Here is a 16,081-nt window from a genome sequence, read left to right on the forward strand (position 1 = left end):
ACATTACCACATTCCGCAGAGCCGGCTGCGGTTAGGCTGTCGTGTGGCTGCTTGAAGGAGCACCTGCCTCCGGCAGAGATTCGCTGTGACGACTCTGCTTTGGCCGGCCGCTCCATGTCAGATAAGTCCAGATGCGCAGAAGCTGTTCGACGGGACCGATACGGAAATATTTTAAATAATACGGGCTTAGCAATAACTGCGCAGCATAGACCACCAGAACGATCCCGATGCCTCCGAGTATGCCCGCCCTGCCGAACAGACCCAGCCCGTAGCCATAGAAGATAGTTGTGCAGATCACACTCTGCATCAAATAATTCGTCAGCGAAAGCCTGCCCACCGCTTCGAAATTGTACAGCAGGCCGGTCTTGCCAGGTCTCGTATACAGAAGAGCGAAGGCATAGATATAACCGAGTGCGAGCAGTGACCCGCCAGCCAGATCACCGATTCCCGCTCCGGGCAGGGATTCTCCTCCAAGCTGCTGAACCAGCACGCTGTAGGCTTTGGTGAGCAGTCCTGCCGGAACTAGAATGAGCGTGCGCCGGAGATAAATGCTGCGTTTGGCTTGCGGGTTATCGAATATGCCGTTGCGGGCGGCACGCATGCCAAGAAGGAACAGCGGAGCAGTCAGCAATGGGGCCAAAAGAGCTGCATATGCCATAAGGTCGCTCTCCTCATCCGACAGCGCGTCGGTGTTGTTGCGGAAATGCATAATCTCTCCATAGCTTCCTGAACCATAAATATTAATGCTTTCTCGTATGTAGTTTTGCGTATGCGCCGATGTCCGGGCAAGGGGGTCCTCCGGATCTTGCGGGATGATGCCCAGTATCCCCATGACCGACAGCAGCAGGACTGACCAGATTAGCAGCGTCTTGGGCTTCCGGTTCAGGAACAGCAGCAGGAAAAAGCCGGTAAACCCGTAAAAGGCCAGAATATCGCCTTCCCACAGCAAAAATGAATGCAGCAGCCCTAAGACCAGCAGCAGCAGAAATCTGCGGGCCAGGTGGCTTTTTGGGCGGAGACCGCGTCCCTTTAGGCTTTCAGACAGCTTTACCATGCCGAATCCGAACATGAAGGCGAAGACAGGCATGAAGCTGCCGACGACAAAAATAAACAATAGAGAGCGTAACACGAGGTCAGTTCCACCGATTCCGAACAGCTGCGGATCAGACTCCCCATACATACCGTACTGGAAGATCAGCATATTAGCCAGTATGATTCCCGATAAGCTAACCCCCCTTAGTCCGTCAATCAGATGGACACGTTGTTTGCTTGAATTCAATTCAATCACCTCTGTGCTCTATTATAGCTGTTATTAATATAAATAAATGTGTTTTTATGGAATTTAATGGAGCGGTATAAAAGAGGCATTAACAGGGCCTGGCATGAGTATAGCTTATGTCGTAGTGATAGCTCACAGGGCCAGCTATTGCACTATGTTATTCAGATGAAAATCACAAAAAGAGACCATCCCAACAAGGAGATGCTCTCTTGATAACATTTTCATATTCGCTGAAAGACCTACATAAACTTCCGCTGTACCTTTTTCCCGTCATAAGTGAACAGAACCTTTTTATCCTCCACGACAGTCTGTAAATGAACATTGCGGCCCCAGAGGGAGTAGATGTGCGGAAGGGTGCGCTCCAGGTATTTCAGATCCAGCTCGATGCTCTCGTAGCGGTGGGAGATCAGCAGCTCGCCGTTGCGCTCATAGTCTGCATCCTGGATGACGAGGTACGGGGAGCCGCCGTTGACCCGGGCGAGCACGAGCTGGTCGCGGACATTTTCCCAGGCTTTGTCGGTAATTTTCCACTCCGGCCCTTTTTTCTCGAATACGTATAGGTCAAGATCGTTAACCAGCTGCTTCGACAGGTAGCTGCGGATGAAGGAGATGTCGGAGTCGAGCTCGCGTACCTCGAACATTTTGTCACGGTCCCAGCGGCGCTCGATGTCCTCAAAGATTTTCAGGCCCAGATAGTATGGATTCAGGCTCTGGCGCGACGGCTGCACAACGGACGAATTGAGCTTGGAGTACTCGATAGTCTCCTCCGAAGTCAGGTCCAGCTCGCGCATGATCCGCTGATGCCAGTAGGAGGCCCAGCCTTCGTTCATGATCTTCGTCTCCATCTGCGGCCAGAAATAGAGCATCTCGTCGCGCAGCATGGTCATAATATCGCGCTGCCAATCCTCAAGGCTGGTCGAATATTGCTGGATGAACCAGACGATATCCTTTTCCGGCTCAGGCGGGAAGGCCCGCTTGGCGGCAGCGTCCGGCTCCTGCGGACCTTCTTTGGCCTGATCGAGCTTCCACAGCTCGCTGTAAGCATTTTCTCCGGCGGGCTTGCCGGACTGGCCTTCTTTGTTAGCTCTCATCTTGGCTTCCAGCAGATCGGTTTTGCCAAGCTTGCGCGGCTGGATCAGGCTGGGATCAATATGCTCCTGAATCGCCAGCACCGAGTCAATGAACCGCTCCACCCGGTCAATGCCGTAGGTCACCGTGTAACCGGCGATCCGGTCGGCTGTGGCAGACATGCTCTCAACCATATCCCGGTTAGACATGGAGAAGCGCATATTATTTTTGAAAAAATCGCAGTGAGCCAGAACGTGGGCTACGATTAGCTTATTCTGGATCAGGGAATTGCCGTCCAGCAGAAAGGCGTAGCAGGGGTTAGAGTTAATGACGAGCTCGTAGATTTTACTGAGGCCAAAGTCATACTGGGATTTCATTTTATGAAAGCTTTTCCCGAAGCTCCAGTGCCCGAACCGGGTAGGCATCCCGTAGGCCCCAAAGGTATAAATAATATCAGCAGGACATATCTCATACCGCATCGGGTAAAAGTCCAGCCCGAACCCGGTAGCAATCTCCGTAATCTCGGCAATGGACCGCTCCAGCGCCTTGATTTCATCTTCACTTGGCATGATTCTACTCTCCCTCCGGCTTGCTGTTCCTTTTAAGTATATGGGCGGGAGGGGGAGAGTATGATGGGGGGGGCTGTGGGCTGGAGAATTATACATTTATGCAGGTTTTTCCTGAAATGATGGAGAAAGATTAAATATCGCTAAGTACAGGGGGGACTAATATGGATGTTGCTTTATATGAGGGGAAAACACTCAACATTACAGCGGAGATCAGCAGATACAATGATTCTGAAAAGAATAGGATGATTGACAAATATCGAAAGGCTGCTGAAAAAAAAGCAATGGTCTGCCCGTTTTGTCATGAAGAGCTGCGACTACGTGCTGGAGAAATTAATGAAATACATTTTGCCCATCTAAAGGGTAAGTCATGTCAACAGTCTGAGGCATACGATACTTATCATAATCAAACGAAACGAGAGAATAAAAAACATTCCGTTATCAAAGAAATTATTTATAACGAGCTTAAAGGACAGGAATTGATAAGACCTGATTTGAAAGTTGAGTATGGCTTTAAAGAAAAAGCTGAAGAAAAATGGAAAAATTACCCTGACATTTATCTGAATAAAAACGGTCGCGAATTTGCTGTTTCTGTAATAACAAATGTGCATGAGATTGGCGATGAAAAAATAGTAAAGACAATTCATAAAAGGAATAAGTACTTTAAAGATAAAGGGCTTGAATCCATCTGGTTCATAGAAGACAGAGAATTGGCGGATGATTACGGGCATCGGGTTCTCCACCTGTGGGAAGCAGAGTATAGCCTGGCCATAAAGACAGAGGAGGATTACAAATGGGATAAATTATTGAAGGAAATGAGTGAGGAATTTCCAGGCCAGAATATTCCTCATTTGTTTGGATACAGGGCGCAAGGCACAATGAAGCCTGATGTCAGGAGCCTGTACTATGTTCACTCTATGGGAGATGATATTACGTTCTCTGTGTACAGGTTGATTCTTGATCAAATGAAATCACCTTTCAGAGGATTTGCCCTAACAGAAGGTTATCGGATGAATATCTCGCAAGCCTTGATCGTACGGGATGAGATTCTCCTAAGCGATAAGGAACAGGAGGAAAGCAATAGGCGTGACTTCGCCAATCAAGTACTGCTTCAAGTTGAAGTGTTAAAAGCGGAAACGGCATTAAGAAGACGAGAAAACGAAGTCAAGTATGATCAGAAGGTAAGGGAGGAGTATTTCCCATCATCTGTTCAAGAAGCATTAGCAGAAGCAACTGCAGTCTATGAGGCAGTGGATATAGATATTGTTGAGTATGTCTCCAAATTAAAATATCTATCGCTGTCTCCCAATGAAGCCAACTCGTTATTTTATTATCTTAAGCAACATAAAGGCGAACTCGAAGATTACGGATTGTCGCTCACGGAAGTGAAGAGATGGGTCAGATACGCACTGGGGAAAATTAGCGAACCGAAGATCCGTACGTGGCTTGTTGAAATTGAAGAATTATAGAAAAAAAGAATAGCCTAACCTATGCGCAGATTACGTCCCCTGGTTGGGCTATTCTTCATCTGGATCTATCCCCCAAAATACATAATGAGAAAGTCCAGTATTTGCAAAGTAACAAGCATCTACATACACTTCACGAAGATCTTCGTCAATCCTGTAAATAACAATCACGTTGCCAATTAGTAGCCAGTAGTACCCGTTAAACTCAAAACCAGGAAAGTCCGACACTCCATCAGCTTTGTATTTCGGCTCATCGGCTAATACAGACTTAGAACGCCTAAAGACATTCATGGGGTCTACTTTATATTCCTTCATACGGGCAAGAGCTAGCCGAGCGTAAGTATTCCAGAGAACTTTATAACGGTCAGATTTCATTCTGAGCCTCATTCAGTAATTGTGCAAACTCTTCTTCGCTGTCACTGTATGTTGAAATTCCATCTTTACGATCCTTTTGGGCTTGCTTCAGTTGGGACAGAACACCTTCATCTTTAAAAATGACTGAAGACATTCGCTTCTTCTGGTCATCGGTAAATGTAGGCTGCCCATCTTTTCTTTGCAACGTAACGTTGAATCCAAAGTTCTCTTCGATTAGCTGGACCAAATCTTTAAGATCTACATAAGATTTGCCCTGAAAGCTCTGTTCCAATTGCTCTTTTGAAATAGACATTCTGCTCACCTTCCTTTTGCTCATTATAGCATAAACCAACAGCAATCTAATTGTATTCAGATTACATTTATTAACACTTGAATATCATGGTTCTCTTGATTTTACAACTCAGGAAACTGAACTTAATTATGGTCATTTAATCAATCAAGCATATCAGTTAACTATTAAGAGCAGAGTCAGTGATTACATTCAGAAGCATTTCTCTTTTTGCGTTCTGGCTATACAAGATAAACCAGAGCGCTTATCTTTGGAATCCAGGCTCATATCTACGCTATCATTATGTGATGAGTGCGCTCCTTCTGTTCAATGGCTTGGGATGTCGATATTTAATAAGTATTGAAAGCAAGCAAATATCGACCATGGTGAGCTAATGCGTTGACGAATACACAAGCTAAGTCATGGCTGCATGCTGGTTGGAAGGTGGATTCAGTCATGCTTGGAGGAAAGACGTCATTCAGAAAAACAGGTGATGAGCTGTAGCTCTGTTGAAAATAGAAATCGGAGAATCCGTAATATATATACGGTATAGATTAAGCCATTCATGACAATGGATTGAATTACGGGGACGAGTGGCGGAGGGGAATTTTGGAACTGTAGGAGCGGTAGCGACCGCCTTTGTCTGCAAATTTCAACCACGAACAACGGTATAATTCAAGAAGTCTGCAGACAACAGCGGCCGGAAGTCCAAATATTTTCTGGAGCCACGGCCAATCCCACAAAATAAAAATCATTAATTTCAGATGATCAGGATGGTCATTGCCGATGTCAGCAGACGTATTTCCGCCAGCCGATAACGGTCAGACTGGCGAAGCAGAATCCGGTGTCCTTTTTCCAGCTCAAACATAGATTCACTGCTGTCTTCAGCAATGGCGGAATCGCCCAGCAGCAGCTCAATCTTTGCTGTCCACTCTGTCAGATCGGGTACATCAATGACCAGTGTATCGATGCCGAGCACGCCGTTGGCATGGGTTGTTTCGGCTTCCGTGCATGGAACGGCGGGATCATATTCGCTCATGAGAAAAGGCAAGCCCGTATCCTCCGGCGGTGCGATCCACCAGGTCTGCTTACGTCCATCCTGCAGCTTCTTGCTCATATCGAGCCGCTTGCCTAGCTTAACTCCCGCCTGTATGCGCTCCTGCAAATAATCTGCAGCTTTGTGTGCAGGCATGCTGTCCAGTGCAAAATCGGCCAGTCCTTCACCACCTCGTATGTAAGAGCGGTAGCGCTCAATGAAATGCGGCTGCAGTGGACGGATAAGGCTCAGCAGTCCCAGCAGCAGCTTGTCGGGGAGGGGAAACGGCTTCGGGTCGAATAGTTCAAGAAATGCCCCGTCCTGTAAGAAGATCAGCGCATTATGCGCTTTTCCCGGATTGGCACGATAGGTGACAGTGAAGCCCATACGCTCATAGTCGTCTACGGTCTGCTTCAGATTCCTGCTTTTAATCAAAATATGTCCGAGTGCGAATCTACTCATGATGATCTCCCTTCAATACTGTACTCCATCCCGCATACAGGAACGGCATCAACAGCTCCAAGTAATGCTGCGACTCTTCACGAGTCATCCGGGACACTACAACTTCCAGCAGCTGCCGGTAGCTCTGCTCAATCAGCAGCGGCAGATAACGGGTCAGATGATCCGGCAAAGGCAGACTCAGAGTAGTCATCTCCTCAAGGTAGCTGCGGGTCATGTTGACATCCAGCGTGATCAGAGCATCGACATAGTCAGCTCTCGATGATCCGGCGGAGCTGTTTACCAGCAGGTCGAAGGCTTCGAAGTGCTCATATATATAGCCGATAAACAAGTTGAGCATCTGCTCTGTATCTGCATATTCGGGCAGTATCTGCTGAGTGTTTAAATGCGCTGTCTGCTGATTTGCGGCAGCCTCGAGCTTCTGCTTGAAGCCTGCAATTACAGGGTCTACCAGAGCCTCAAACAGGCTGTTCTTGTCGGGAAAATAACGATAGATTGCTCCCGTGGTCATGCCGGCCTGCTGTGCGATGGAACGCATACTGGCTCCGGCAAAGCCTTTTTTCAAAAATTCGGCTTGTGCGCATTGCAGGATGCGTTCCTCAGTTAATTTGGCTTTGTCCTTTGAAATAGCGGAGAGCCTCCTTTAAAATAAAAAATAACAGTGTTATTTTATCATAAACAGATGAGGATTGCTACAATTCCGGCCTTTAGCGTAAAAGAGCAACGTCTGCCCGATTAAGGGAGAACGCTGCTCTAATAAGGTTACAACTATACATATTTGTTTCCGCATATACCCTCAATACACAAACCGCCGCTGAGCCCAGTAACTGAACACGAAGATCGATACCTCTGTCAAAATCTTGGCCGCCGCCAGCGGGAGGATCAGCTGCTCACTGTAGAAGTAGAGCAGGCCGTAGTTGAACAGCAGCACCAGGACAACTAGTGAAAAGTATTTCGGGAGCGACTGGAGGCGCGAACGCTTGCCGCCGCTAAAGACATATTTCCGGTTCACGGAATAATTAAAGATCGAGCTGCACAGTCTTGCGCCGACCACCGACAGGAAAAGATTGTGGGTCAGGCGCTGGAACAGGAACAGCAGGACGAAATCCATCAGCGCCGACAGCAGCGATGAGGTACTGAACATCAGGATCGGCAGATAGATCCGGAAGGAGTCTGCGAGCGGGCGGAAGTGTGACGATTTGTTGTGATCCAGATATACGGTGTCAATGAATGCTTCATTAATGTCGTAGCCCTCCTTGCGGGCGGTCAGCAGCATGTTCATCTCATATTCGAACCGGTCGCCGGGGATTTGGCATAGCCAGTCCAGCATGGACGGCGGGAAGCCGCGCAGTCCGGTCTGGGTATCACAGATTGTGCTGCCGGTGGTCAGCGCGAACACTCCGCGGGTCACAGCGTTACCGAAGCGGCTGCGCAGCGGGACCTTACCGCTGAAGCGGCGGCTGCCCAGCACGATTCCGGGCTTGCTCTGGCTGTGCAGAAGCTCCACAACCCGCTTGATGTCATGAGGCAGATGCTGTCCGTCACTGTCTGCGCAGACTACGTAGCCCGGCAGTCCATGCTCCGATATATAACGGAATCCGGTCTTGAGCGCCCGGCCCTTTCCGTAATTTACGGGATGGGTCAGCACGGTGCAGCCGAACGCCTCAGCCGTCTGGAACAATCCGCGGTAAGCGGGGCCGCTGCCGTCATCCACAATCAGAAGCGGGCCAAGCCCGTAATCCTGCAGTTTAATAATCAGGTCAAGCAGGCGGTCGTCAGGCTCATAGGCTGGAATTAGTATAGTCATAATAGGGGTCACTCCTTAATGTATAGTATGTCGCTGACACCGCGCTCCTGGTTTTTACCCTGCGGGTTGTTGACCACCCGGCCCATGAAATACATGGTCGAGGAGCCGCCGCCGTCGAGATTGTAGGCTTCTGCCGCCCCGAGTCCCTGCATCACATCCGCAAGCTCGGCCAGTGTCATGCCGCGGCTGTAGCCTTCATTGCGCCCGTCAACGACAACGAACACATAATGGTTCGGGGCAATCATGCCGATGGCCGTGCGCGGATTGGCGTTCTGGATCGAGCGGTTGCCGAAATTAGAGTCGATTTTGACACTGCTAAAGTCACTGGTGATCTGTCCGTCCTGAATCAGAATCGGCCCGAAGGAAAGGGTATTAGTAACTCCCTGTGCCAGCAGCTCGTCAGAGGAAACCTCCTCCTCGTTATAGGTCTGCATCGTGCCATCCTCAAAAAGCGCCATTGCATCACGCACCGGGTCATCGCGGTACACCGTACCGTTACGGATAATCACTCCGTCGTCGCGGAAGCCGTAGTAGTCGCCGTTAACCGCAAAAATCGCATCATTACCGGAAGCGATCTCCGAAGTCACCTCCGTAATATTCGTGCCAAAGCTGTTATCCGCAAAAGCTGATTTCAAGCTGTCCGCATCCTTCAGCACAACATCCGCCACATAATAGGTGATCTTGTCCGAACCGGACCCGGTCTCCACCTGGTCAATTTTGATCTGGATATCATCACTGCTGTAGCTCCAGTCGTCGGATGTAGCGTTAACCTCGGCTGAAGGTGAAGCAGTCTCAGCACTACTGGTTGTACCAGTGTCATTACTGCCGGACGTTCCTGCACCTTCATCTACCACAACGACCTCAACATGCTCGATCAAATAACGGTCAGCCAGCTTATACACCACTCCGCCGATCACCAGGATCACGGCCAGAATTACGATTCCTATCTTTTGCTTGAAGCTCAGGGTTTTCTTTTTGTCCATTTGTGCCATTTCAGCATCACCTCGGGTGTGTAAGTTCTTAAGTTGGATCTTACGCGCCTTACCTTTAATGAACCTGAAATGATGAATAGGGATGAGATTGGTGAATGCTGCTTGTCTGCAAGTTTTGATAAGTGGGTAGTAAGAGCCGCAGCGGCTTGGTATACTCGAATGATAGACAAACTTTTCCAGAGATTAGAGGAGGCAGATTATGCCGGGTTCTGTAAAAGAAAGGGCACTTCGCTATGGGATGGTGACGCTGGCATGGCTGTTGGCTGCGATGGTTCTGGCGGGCTGCTTCCTGACGGAGAATGCAAAGGGTAAGCTTAGCCATAAGATTAATGAGCAGCAGGATGTCGTGTATTACAACGGGACAGACCTGCTTAACCTGAACAAGCTGGATGAATTCCTGGAGCGGAAAGCGGGCAGCCAGCGGATTATCCAATATACGATTGAGGGTGACCCGCTCTTCATGGAGCTGCGGTATGAAGGGGATAAGCTGAGCATTATTTATGACAACACAGAAGACGCTTTTGGCTCTAAAGAAATAAGCAGGTATACCTGTTCAGCGCTTGAGAGAAAAGAGGGAAGCACAGAGCTGAAATATACACTCACAGGCTGTGAAGGAGAGTATCCGGAAGCTGAACTGCTCCAGGTCCATTACGGTCTGTCGGAGCAGGCTGATTTCGGTTTCGTGCTACAATACGGGGTGAACCGGAGAAACGAGATTAATACACTGGAACAAAGGCTGGTTAAGGATCTCCAGGACGGCAGAACAGTCGAAGCCGCAGATTTCAGGCTGCCGCACGCGAAGCTGCAGAGCATTTACCGTGAGCTGGTGCTGGCCGGTTATATGCAGGACAAGACCTTGACTGAGGCGTGCAATATCAAGCCGGCTGTAACCTACGCGCTGCTGGTAATGATGAACGGAAGTGAGCACAATTTTGCCTGGAGTGAATGCGATCAAAGCGCTGATGGTAAGGTAATGACTGCACTGGCACACAGCATTATCATCGAGGTGCAGGAAAGCGAATTATATCAGGCGCTGCCGGAGACGAAAGGGTATTATGAGTAAGAGCCGGAGGGGAAGTTTGGAACTTTAGGAGCGAATGCGTCCGCCTTTGTCTTCAGATTTCTACAGCGAACAGCGGTTCAAATCAGGAAATCTGAAGACAACAGCGGCCGGTAGTCCAAACATTCCCTGGAGTCACGGCTAATCCCAAATCAGCAAATCTTTTATGTAAGCATTAATAACTATTGGAATTTACGGAGGTCCTGGCTATGCAACAGCGTGTACTGCTGATTGAAGATGATGAAGATATAAGCAGAATGGTAGGCTCTTATCTGGCAAAAGAGGGCTATGAGGTTGAGCAGGTGTTTGACGGGGAAGCTGCTGAGCGGAAGGTGCGCACCGGTCATCCTTTTGATCTGGTGCTGCTGGATCTGATGCTGCCAAAGCGCAGCGGGATGGATGTGCTGCAGAGTATCCGGTCGGTAAGTCTGGTGCCGGTGCTGATTATGTCCGCTAAGGACAGTGATGTGGATAAAGCGCTCGGACTCGGCTTCGGCGCAGATGATTATATAACCAAGCCGTTCTCGATGATTGAGCTCGCGGCCAGAGTGAAGGCGGCGATCCGCCGGGCAGGCTATGCCGCTGCCGGTGCAGCAAGCAGCGGAGGGCCGGAAGCAGCCGAAGTGCAGCAAGCCAAGGTCATCCCTCTGCGCGGACTGACAGTGAATCTGGATACTTTCTCTGTGCAGAAGCAGGGAGAAGAGATCAAGCTGACCGCCAAGGAGTTTCAGATCCTGCGGCTGTTTGCGGCCAACCCCGGCAGGGTGTACACAAAGGCGCAGATCTACAGCCTGGTCTGGGCAGAGGATTATTACGGCGATGAGAATGTCATTAATGTACATATGCGCCGGCTGCGCGAGAAGATTGAGGATGATCCCTCCCATCCCGAATATATAAAAACACTCTGGGGCATCGGCTACAAGCTGGGGGATGTGCTGCCATGATTCCTTTTTTTGGCGGCTTTGTTGTGATCCTGCTGCTCATCATCCTCTGGCAATCCTTGCGGCTGAGGGAGCATGGGCGCCAGCTGCGGTACATCCAGACCAAGCTTACGGGCATTATGGCGAGCGGCTCGCATGAACGGCTGCTGCTGTTTAACAGCGATCCGGCACTGCAGCAGCTGCTGGCTGCCCTCAATGCGCTGCTTAATATCAATCACAAAGGGGCTGTGGAGAGGGCTCAGCTGGAGACATCCATGCGCCATATGCTGGCGAATATTTCCCATGATCTGAAGACACCGCTGACCGTTGTGCTCGGTTATATAGAAACATTGCTGCAGAGCGATGATCTGCCTGCCGGAGAACGGGAGGTTATGCTGCGGACCATTCATACCAAGGCGCAGGAGGTAATTGCGCTGATGAACCGCTTCTTTGATCTGGCCAAGCTGGAGTCAGGGGATAAAGAAATCCCCCTTGGGCGGGTAGAGCTGGGTGAGCTGTGCCGCCGCAATATCCTGTCCTTCTATGAGCTTCTCAGCGCCGGGGGCAGTGATGTGCAGATCGAGATCCCGGATGAGCCGCTGTATATTATGGGAAATGAGGAGGCGCTGGACCGGGTGCTTGGCAACCTTTTGTCCAATGCCATCACCTACGGCGCAGACGGTGGTGTGCTGGGGCTCAGACTTTTTTTGAAGGAAGAGCAGGTATGCATTGAGGTATGGGACAAGGGCAAGGGCATTGCCGAGAGGCATCAGGATAAAATATTCGAGCGTCTGTATACAATGGAGGATTCGCGCAACCGTGAATACCAGGGCAGCGGCCTGGGCCTGACCATTACCAAAAGACTGACCGAGCAGATGAACGGCAGCATTACTTTGACCAGCAGGCCTTATGTCAGAACGGCATTCACGCTGTCTTTTCGAAGGCTGGAATTTTAGGGGAAATAATTAACGGGAAAAGTGGCGGAGGGGAATTTTGGAGCTGGAGGAGCGGAGCGTCCTCCTGAAAGCTTTTCGTAGAAAAGCTCGCTACGGAAGCATATGCTGTCTGCAGATTTCAACCGCGAACAGCGGTATAATAATAGAAATCTGCAGACAACAGCGGCCGGAAGCCCAAATATTCTCTGGAGCCACGGCGAAGCCCCAATAGGAAAATCCTCTGCTGAAGCTTAAGATTTTCGTAAGAAACAGGTAATAAAAAAGAAAATTCCGCCCTGTATGATATAAATCAAGGAAGACAACGAAGCCAAAGGGGATAACGGAAATGACAACCATACTGCGGACGTGGAACTTAACCAAGGTCTATCAGGGCAAAGAAGCTGTGAACAGCGTGAACATGAATATTAAGCAGGGTGAGATTTACGGTTTTCTGGGACCGAACGGAGCCGGTAAGACTACTGTAATGAAAATGATCACCAACCTGGTGAAGCCCACTGCCGGCGAGATCGAGTTTTTTGGCGAAAAGATGACATCACGCTCCTACGAAATGCTCAAGCGCATGGGCTGCATTATTGAGCATCCGGTGTTCTACGACAAGCTGACCGCCCGGGAGAATCTGGAGCTGCACGGGGAGTATATGGGCTATTATGACCCGAAGGCGCTGAAGGAGGCCCTGGAGCTTGTAAAGCTTACCGGAACAGACAAGAAGCCGGTCAAGCAGTTCTCAATGGGGATGAAGCAGCGGCTGGGCATAGCCAGAGCGGTAATGACCAAGCCGGAGCTGCTGATCCTGGATGAGCCGATTAACGGGCTGGACCCGCTGGGCATCATGGAGCTGCGCGAGGTGTTCCGCATGCTGAGCCGTGAATACGGGATGACGCTGCTGATCTCCAGCCATATCCTTGGTGAGGTGGAGCAGATTGCCGATACCATCGGCGTAATCCGGGACGGTGTGCTGCTGGAGGAGGTTGCCATGGATGAGATCCGCAGACGCGATACCGACTACATTGAGCTGGTTACCAGTGAGAGCAGCAAGGCGGTATATACACTGACTCACACGCTGGGCCTAAGCAATTTTAAGGTAATCGGGCCGCGGACGATCCGTATCTATGAGCAAACCTCACAGCTGGAGCTGAGCAAGGCGCTGGCAGCGGCAGATGTGGAGCTGGAGAGCCTGAACCGGAAGCAGCACTCGCTGGAAGATTATTTTATCGAACTAATGGGGGGTGAGGTCGTTGCTTAAGCTGATCAGACTGGAATTGCGCAAAAATAAAATCAATCTGTATAAAGGCTCCCTGATAGCAAGTCTGGCTATAATGTTATTCATGCTGCTGATTGTATTCACAGAAATAGATGACCCTGGTGACTTTGCTACCTATGCCGATGTTTTTGACGGGGTCCATATTTTTGTAAAAGCCGTCTTTATGGTGTTTGGCGCCGTCCTGATCAGCAAGCTGGTTATTGATGAATACAAAAATAACACGATAGATCTGCTCTTCATGTATCCGATTCCCCGCAAAAAGCTGATGGCAGCCAAGCTGATGATTGTCTCGTTATTCATGCTGATTACAATTTTTATAGCTAACGTGTTGGTGGGTGCTGCAATTGTCGGCTTTAATCATTATTTTATAGAAGCGATTTCGGGCGAGCTGACGACGGAGCTAATCGGTGAGCATCTTATAAGGGCTGCTTCAGATGCGGTATACTCGGCAGGCATCGGGCTAATTCCGCTGTACTTTGGGATGCGTAAGAAATCCGTTCCGACAACCATTGTAACAGGTGTGCTGATCGCGGGTCTCCTGTCCTCTGATTTCGGGAGCTTCCAGCTTGGCAATCAGGTTGGCGTATCCCTGTTTCTTGGAATTGTGGGTGTAATCATTGCTTATCTCTCGATCCGTAAGATAGAGACTCAGGACGTGGCCTGATTAAGTCCCCCCGGCTGCATAAAAAAGTGACAAAACCGCTTGACGCCGCTGGTTTTTCTGGCGACTGCAAGCGGTTTTTTTGTTATAATAGAGGTTAATTCAGGAATTTCTACATAAAAAGATATATTCCGCATTTGCGGATTAACAACAATAGCAGGGCTAAGAGCAGCTGAGGAGGTGGGCTATGCATAAAGACTGGGCTGCCATACTGGGCAGGGTGCTTTCCGAGGAAAGTGCTTTTAAATCGTTATACGATCATCATCCGGACTTGATCATTGTGCTCGACAGGCTGGGGAATTACGTGGACAGCAACCGTGCTCTCGGCCCTGGTGCATTATGTGTTCCAGTGCAAATTCAAAAGGGCGGGGAGCCGCAGCAGCCCCCTGGTGAAGTACACTTTGCCGCAGCCCTGGAAGGATTGACTACAAGCTTCGAGCTGACAGAGGAGGAGAACGGCAATACCTCCTCCCGCGCCACCGTTACCTATGCCCCTGTTAAGGCTGCGGAAGGGGTGGCCGGCGTATTTGCGATTATTCATCAGGATGTGAATGCGCTACTCCCTGCCGTACTGAAGGAATGGCTCAGCCGGCTCGCGGCAGCCGGAACAGCGGGGGAACCGGCTGAGCAGGAACAGGAGCTTCCTGCTCAGATGCGTGAGATGGCTGAGGATAAGCGGCTCAGCCTGATACTCAATTCTGTATCCGCCGGTATCTTCGGGCTGGATACAGAAGGCAGAACGATCTTTATCAACCGTGAAGGTGCGGATATGCTGGGTTATCATCCGTCTGAGCTGGCCGGTGTGTCTCTGATGGACACGATTCATCATGCCCACAACAGCGGCACGTCCCTTTCTCCGCTGGAATGCCCGATCCGGCATACGCTGGAGGACAGGATTACCCGCAGCAAATCTGACGAGATATTCTGGCGCAAGGACGGCACGAGCTTCTTCGTAAGCTACCGGATTGCCCCGCTGCTCGACAAAGGGATGATCTGCGGGGTAGTTGTTTCATTTACGGATATCACGAATGAACGGGAGATTCTGCGGGCTAAGGAGTCAGCTGAGCAGGCAGCCCAGGCCAAATCGGATTTTCTGGCGATGATGAGCCACGAAATCCGTACACCGATGAACGGAATGATCGGGATGGCAGACCTGCTGCTGGATACGGAGCTGGAGGAGGAGCAGCGCAGCTATGCGGAGATTCTGCGCAGCAGCAGCTACAGCCTGCTGCGGATTCTGAATGATATCCTTGATTTCAGCAAAATGGAAGCAGGGAAGATGCAGCTGCAGTCCGAGACTGTTGACCTGCGGGAGATGATTGAGAGTGTAATTGATCTGTTTACACCGAAGGCGGAGGAGCGGCAGCTTGCCCTGCGCTGGTGGGCAGATACCAGCGTACCGGAGGTAGTAACCACCGATCCCAGCCGGCTGCGGCAGATTATTGTTAACCTGGTCGGCAATGCGCTCAAATTCACTGAACATGGCAGTGTAACCTTGTCAGTGAAGAATATCCCGCTGCCGGGCTCCCCGGAGTATCTGCTTGAATTCTCTGTAAGGGATACAGGTGTCGGTATTGCCGACAGCAAGCTGAATCTGCTGTTCCAGTCCTTCTCGCAGCTGCATCCGTTCATTAACCGCAAATACGGCGGCACCGGCCTGGGGCTTGCCATCTGCAAGCAGCTGGTCGAGCTGATGGGCGGCACGATCTTTGTGGAGAGCGAGGAAGGCCGCGGATCGATCTTCCGCTTCATGCTTCCGTTCGTGAAGGAAGCAGCGGAGGGTTAACAGGTGGCTAAGGTGATCGGCAGCATCAGGAAGATGTCTTTATTATGTGAATACAAAAGCCAGCCGCCCCGCTATCCGGGGTCAGGCTGGCTTATTTGATGATTGAAGTTCAGGTGCAGCA

At 50.2% G+C, this 16,081-nt stretch carries 15 protein-coding genes; 7 read left to right on the plus strand and 8 right to left on the minus strand.

Annotated elements, in window-relative coordinates:
• Window positions 1-31 precede the first annotated feature (31 nt).
• Window positions 32-1,288: a DUF418 domain-containing protein gene (locus R70331_RS09270; RefSeq protein WP_331281506.1), complete on the minus strand. Its 1,257-nt coding sequence runs from the start codon at window positions 1,286-1,288 to the stop codon at window positions 32-34.
• A 230-nt stretch (window positions 1,289-1,518) separates the two neighbouring features.
• Window positions 1,519-2,916 (minus strand): SpoVR family protein, encoded by a 1,398-nt coding sequence (locus R70331_RS09275; RefSeq protein WP_042174807.1) that lies wholly within the window; start codon window positions 2,914-2,916, stop codon window positions 1,519-1,521.
• Between the two features lie 161 nt (window positions 2,917-3,077).
• Between R70331_RS09275 and R70331_RS09280 the strand changes: the two genes are divergently transcribed.
• The gene (locus R70331_RS09280) at window positions 3,078-4,382 is read left to right on the plus strand and encodes a competence protein CoiA family protein (RefSeq protein ID WP_052418989.1); all 1,305 of its coding nucleotides are present in this window, start codon (window positions 3,078-3,080) and stop codon (window positions 4,380-4,382) included.
• A 48-nt stretch (window positions 4,383-4,430) separates the two neighbouring features.
• Here R70331_RS09280 and R70331_RS09285 read toward each other — a convergent pair whose 3' ends face one another.
• The 6 genes from R70331_RS09285 to R70331_RS09310 all read right to left on the minus strand — a co-directional run bounded on the left by R70331_RS09285 (window position 4,431) and on the right by R70331_RS09310 (window position 9,316).
• Window positions 4,431-4,754: a hypothetical protein gene (locus R70331_RS09285; RefSeq protein ID WP_042174809.1), complete on the minus strand. Its 324-nt coding sequence runs from the start codon at window positions 4,752-4,754 to the stop codon at window positions 4,431-4,433.
• On the minus strand, window positions 4,744-5,046 hold the full coding sequence (locus tag R70331_RS09290) for a hypothetical protein (protein ID WP_042174810.1): 303 nt from the start codon (window positions 5,044-5,046) through the stop codon (window positions 4,744-4,746). The genes R70331_RS09285 and R70331_RS09290 overlap by 11 nt, the downstream gene beginning before the upstream one ends.
• A 736-nt stretch (window positions 5,047-5,782) precedes the next feature.
• A complete protein-coding gene (locus R70331_RS09295) occupies window positions 5,783-6,520 on the minus strand; it encodes a VOC family protein (RefSeq protein WP_042174812.1) in 738 nt (245 codons plus the stop codon).
• A complete protein-coding gene (locus R70331_RS09300) occupies window positions 6,513-7,145 on the minus strand; it encodes a TetR/AcrR family transcriptional regulator (RefSeq protein WP_081947555.1) in 633 nt (210 codons plus the stop codon). The genes R70331_RS09295 and R70331_RS09300 overlap by 8 nt, the downstream gene beginning before the upstream one ends.
• A 168-nt stretch (window positions 7,146-7,313) precedes the next feature.
• A complete protein-coding gene (locus tag R70331_RS09305) occupies window positions 7,314-8,324 on the minus strand; it encodes a bifunctional glycosyltransferase family 2/GtrA family protein (protein WP_042174814.1) in 1,011 nt (336 codons plus the stop codon).
• A gap of 8 nt (window positions 8,325-8,332) precedes the next feature.
• Window positions 8,333-9,316, minus strand: a complete 984-nt coding sequence (locus R70331_RS09310; RefSeq protein ID WP_197071410.1) for a phosphodiester glycosidase family protein — start codon at window positions 9,314-9,316, stop codon at window positions 8,333-8,335.
• A gap of 199 nt (window positions 9,317-9,515) precedes the next feature.
• On the opposite strand from R70331_RS09310, the gene R70331_RS30415 reads away from it, so the two are divergent.
• The 6 genes from R70331_RS30415 (at window position 9,516) to R70331_RS09340 (ending at window position 15,960) form a co-directional block, all read left to right on the plus strand.
• A complete protein-coding gene (locus tag R70331_RS30415) occupies window positions 9,516-10,379 on the plus strand; it encodes a DUF4362 domain-containing protein (protein ID WP_052418991.1) in 864 nt (287 codons plus the stop codon).
• A gap of 206 nt (window positions 10,380-10,585) precedes the next feature.
• Complete coding sequence (locus R70331_RS09320) at window positions 10,586-11,320, plus strand: response regulator transcription factor (RefSeq protein WP_042174816.1); 735 nt, start codon at window positions 10,586-10,588, stop codon at window positions 11,318-11,320.
• On the plus strand, window positions 11,317-12,252 hold the full coding sequence (locus R70331_RS09325; RefSeq protein WP_042174819.1) for a sensor histidine kinase: 936 nt from the start codon (window positions 11,317-11,319) through the stop codon (window positions 12,250-12,252). The genes R70331_RS09320 and R70331_RS09325 overlap by 4 nt, the downstream gene beginning before the upstream one ends.
• Window positions 12,253-12,577: 325 nt before the next feature.
• Entirely contained in the window at window positions 12,578-13,495 is a 918-nt protein-coding gene (locus R70331_RS09330; RefSeq protein ID WP_042174821.1) for an ABC transporter ATP-binding protein, read from the plus strand.
• Window positions 13,479-14,177 carry an ABC transporter permease gene (locus R70331_RS09335; RefSeq protein WP_231576437.1) on the plus strand — a complete coding sequence of 233 codons (699 nt, stop codon included), beginning with the start codon at window positions 13,479-13,481 and terminating at the stop codon, window positions 14,175-14,177. The genes R70331_RS09330 and R70331_RS09335 overlap by 17 nt, the downstream gene beginning before the upstream one ends.
• A gap of 184 nt (window positions 14,178-14,361) precedes the next feature.
• Window positions 14,362-15,960 (plus strand): PAS domain-containing sensor histidine kinase, encoded by a 1,599-nt coding sequence (locus R70331_RS09340; RefSeq protein WP_052418992.1) that lies wholly within the window; start codon window positions 14,362-14,364, stop codon window positions 15,958-15,960.
• The last annotated feature ends 121 nt before the right edge of the window (window positions 15,961-16,081 follow it).

The sequence above is a fragment of the Paenibacillus sp. FSL R7-0331 genome, assembly GCF_000758645.1.
Lineage (GTDB): Bacteria > Bacillota > Bacilli > Paenibacillales > Paenibacillaceae > Paenibacillus_AQ > Paenibacillus_AQ camerounensis.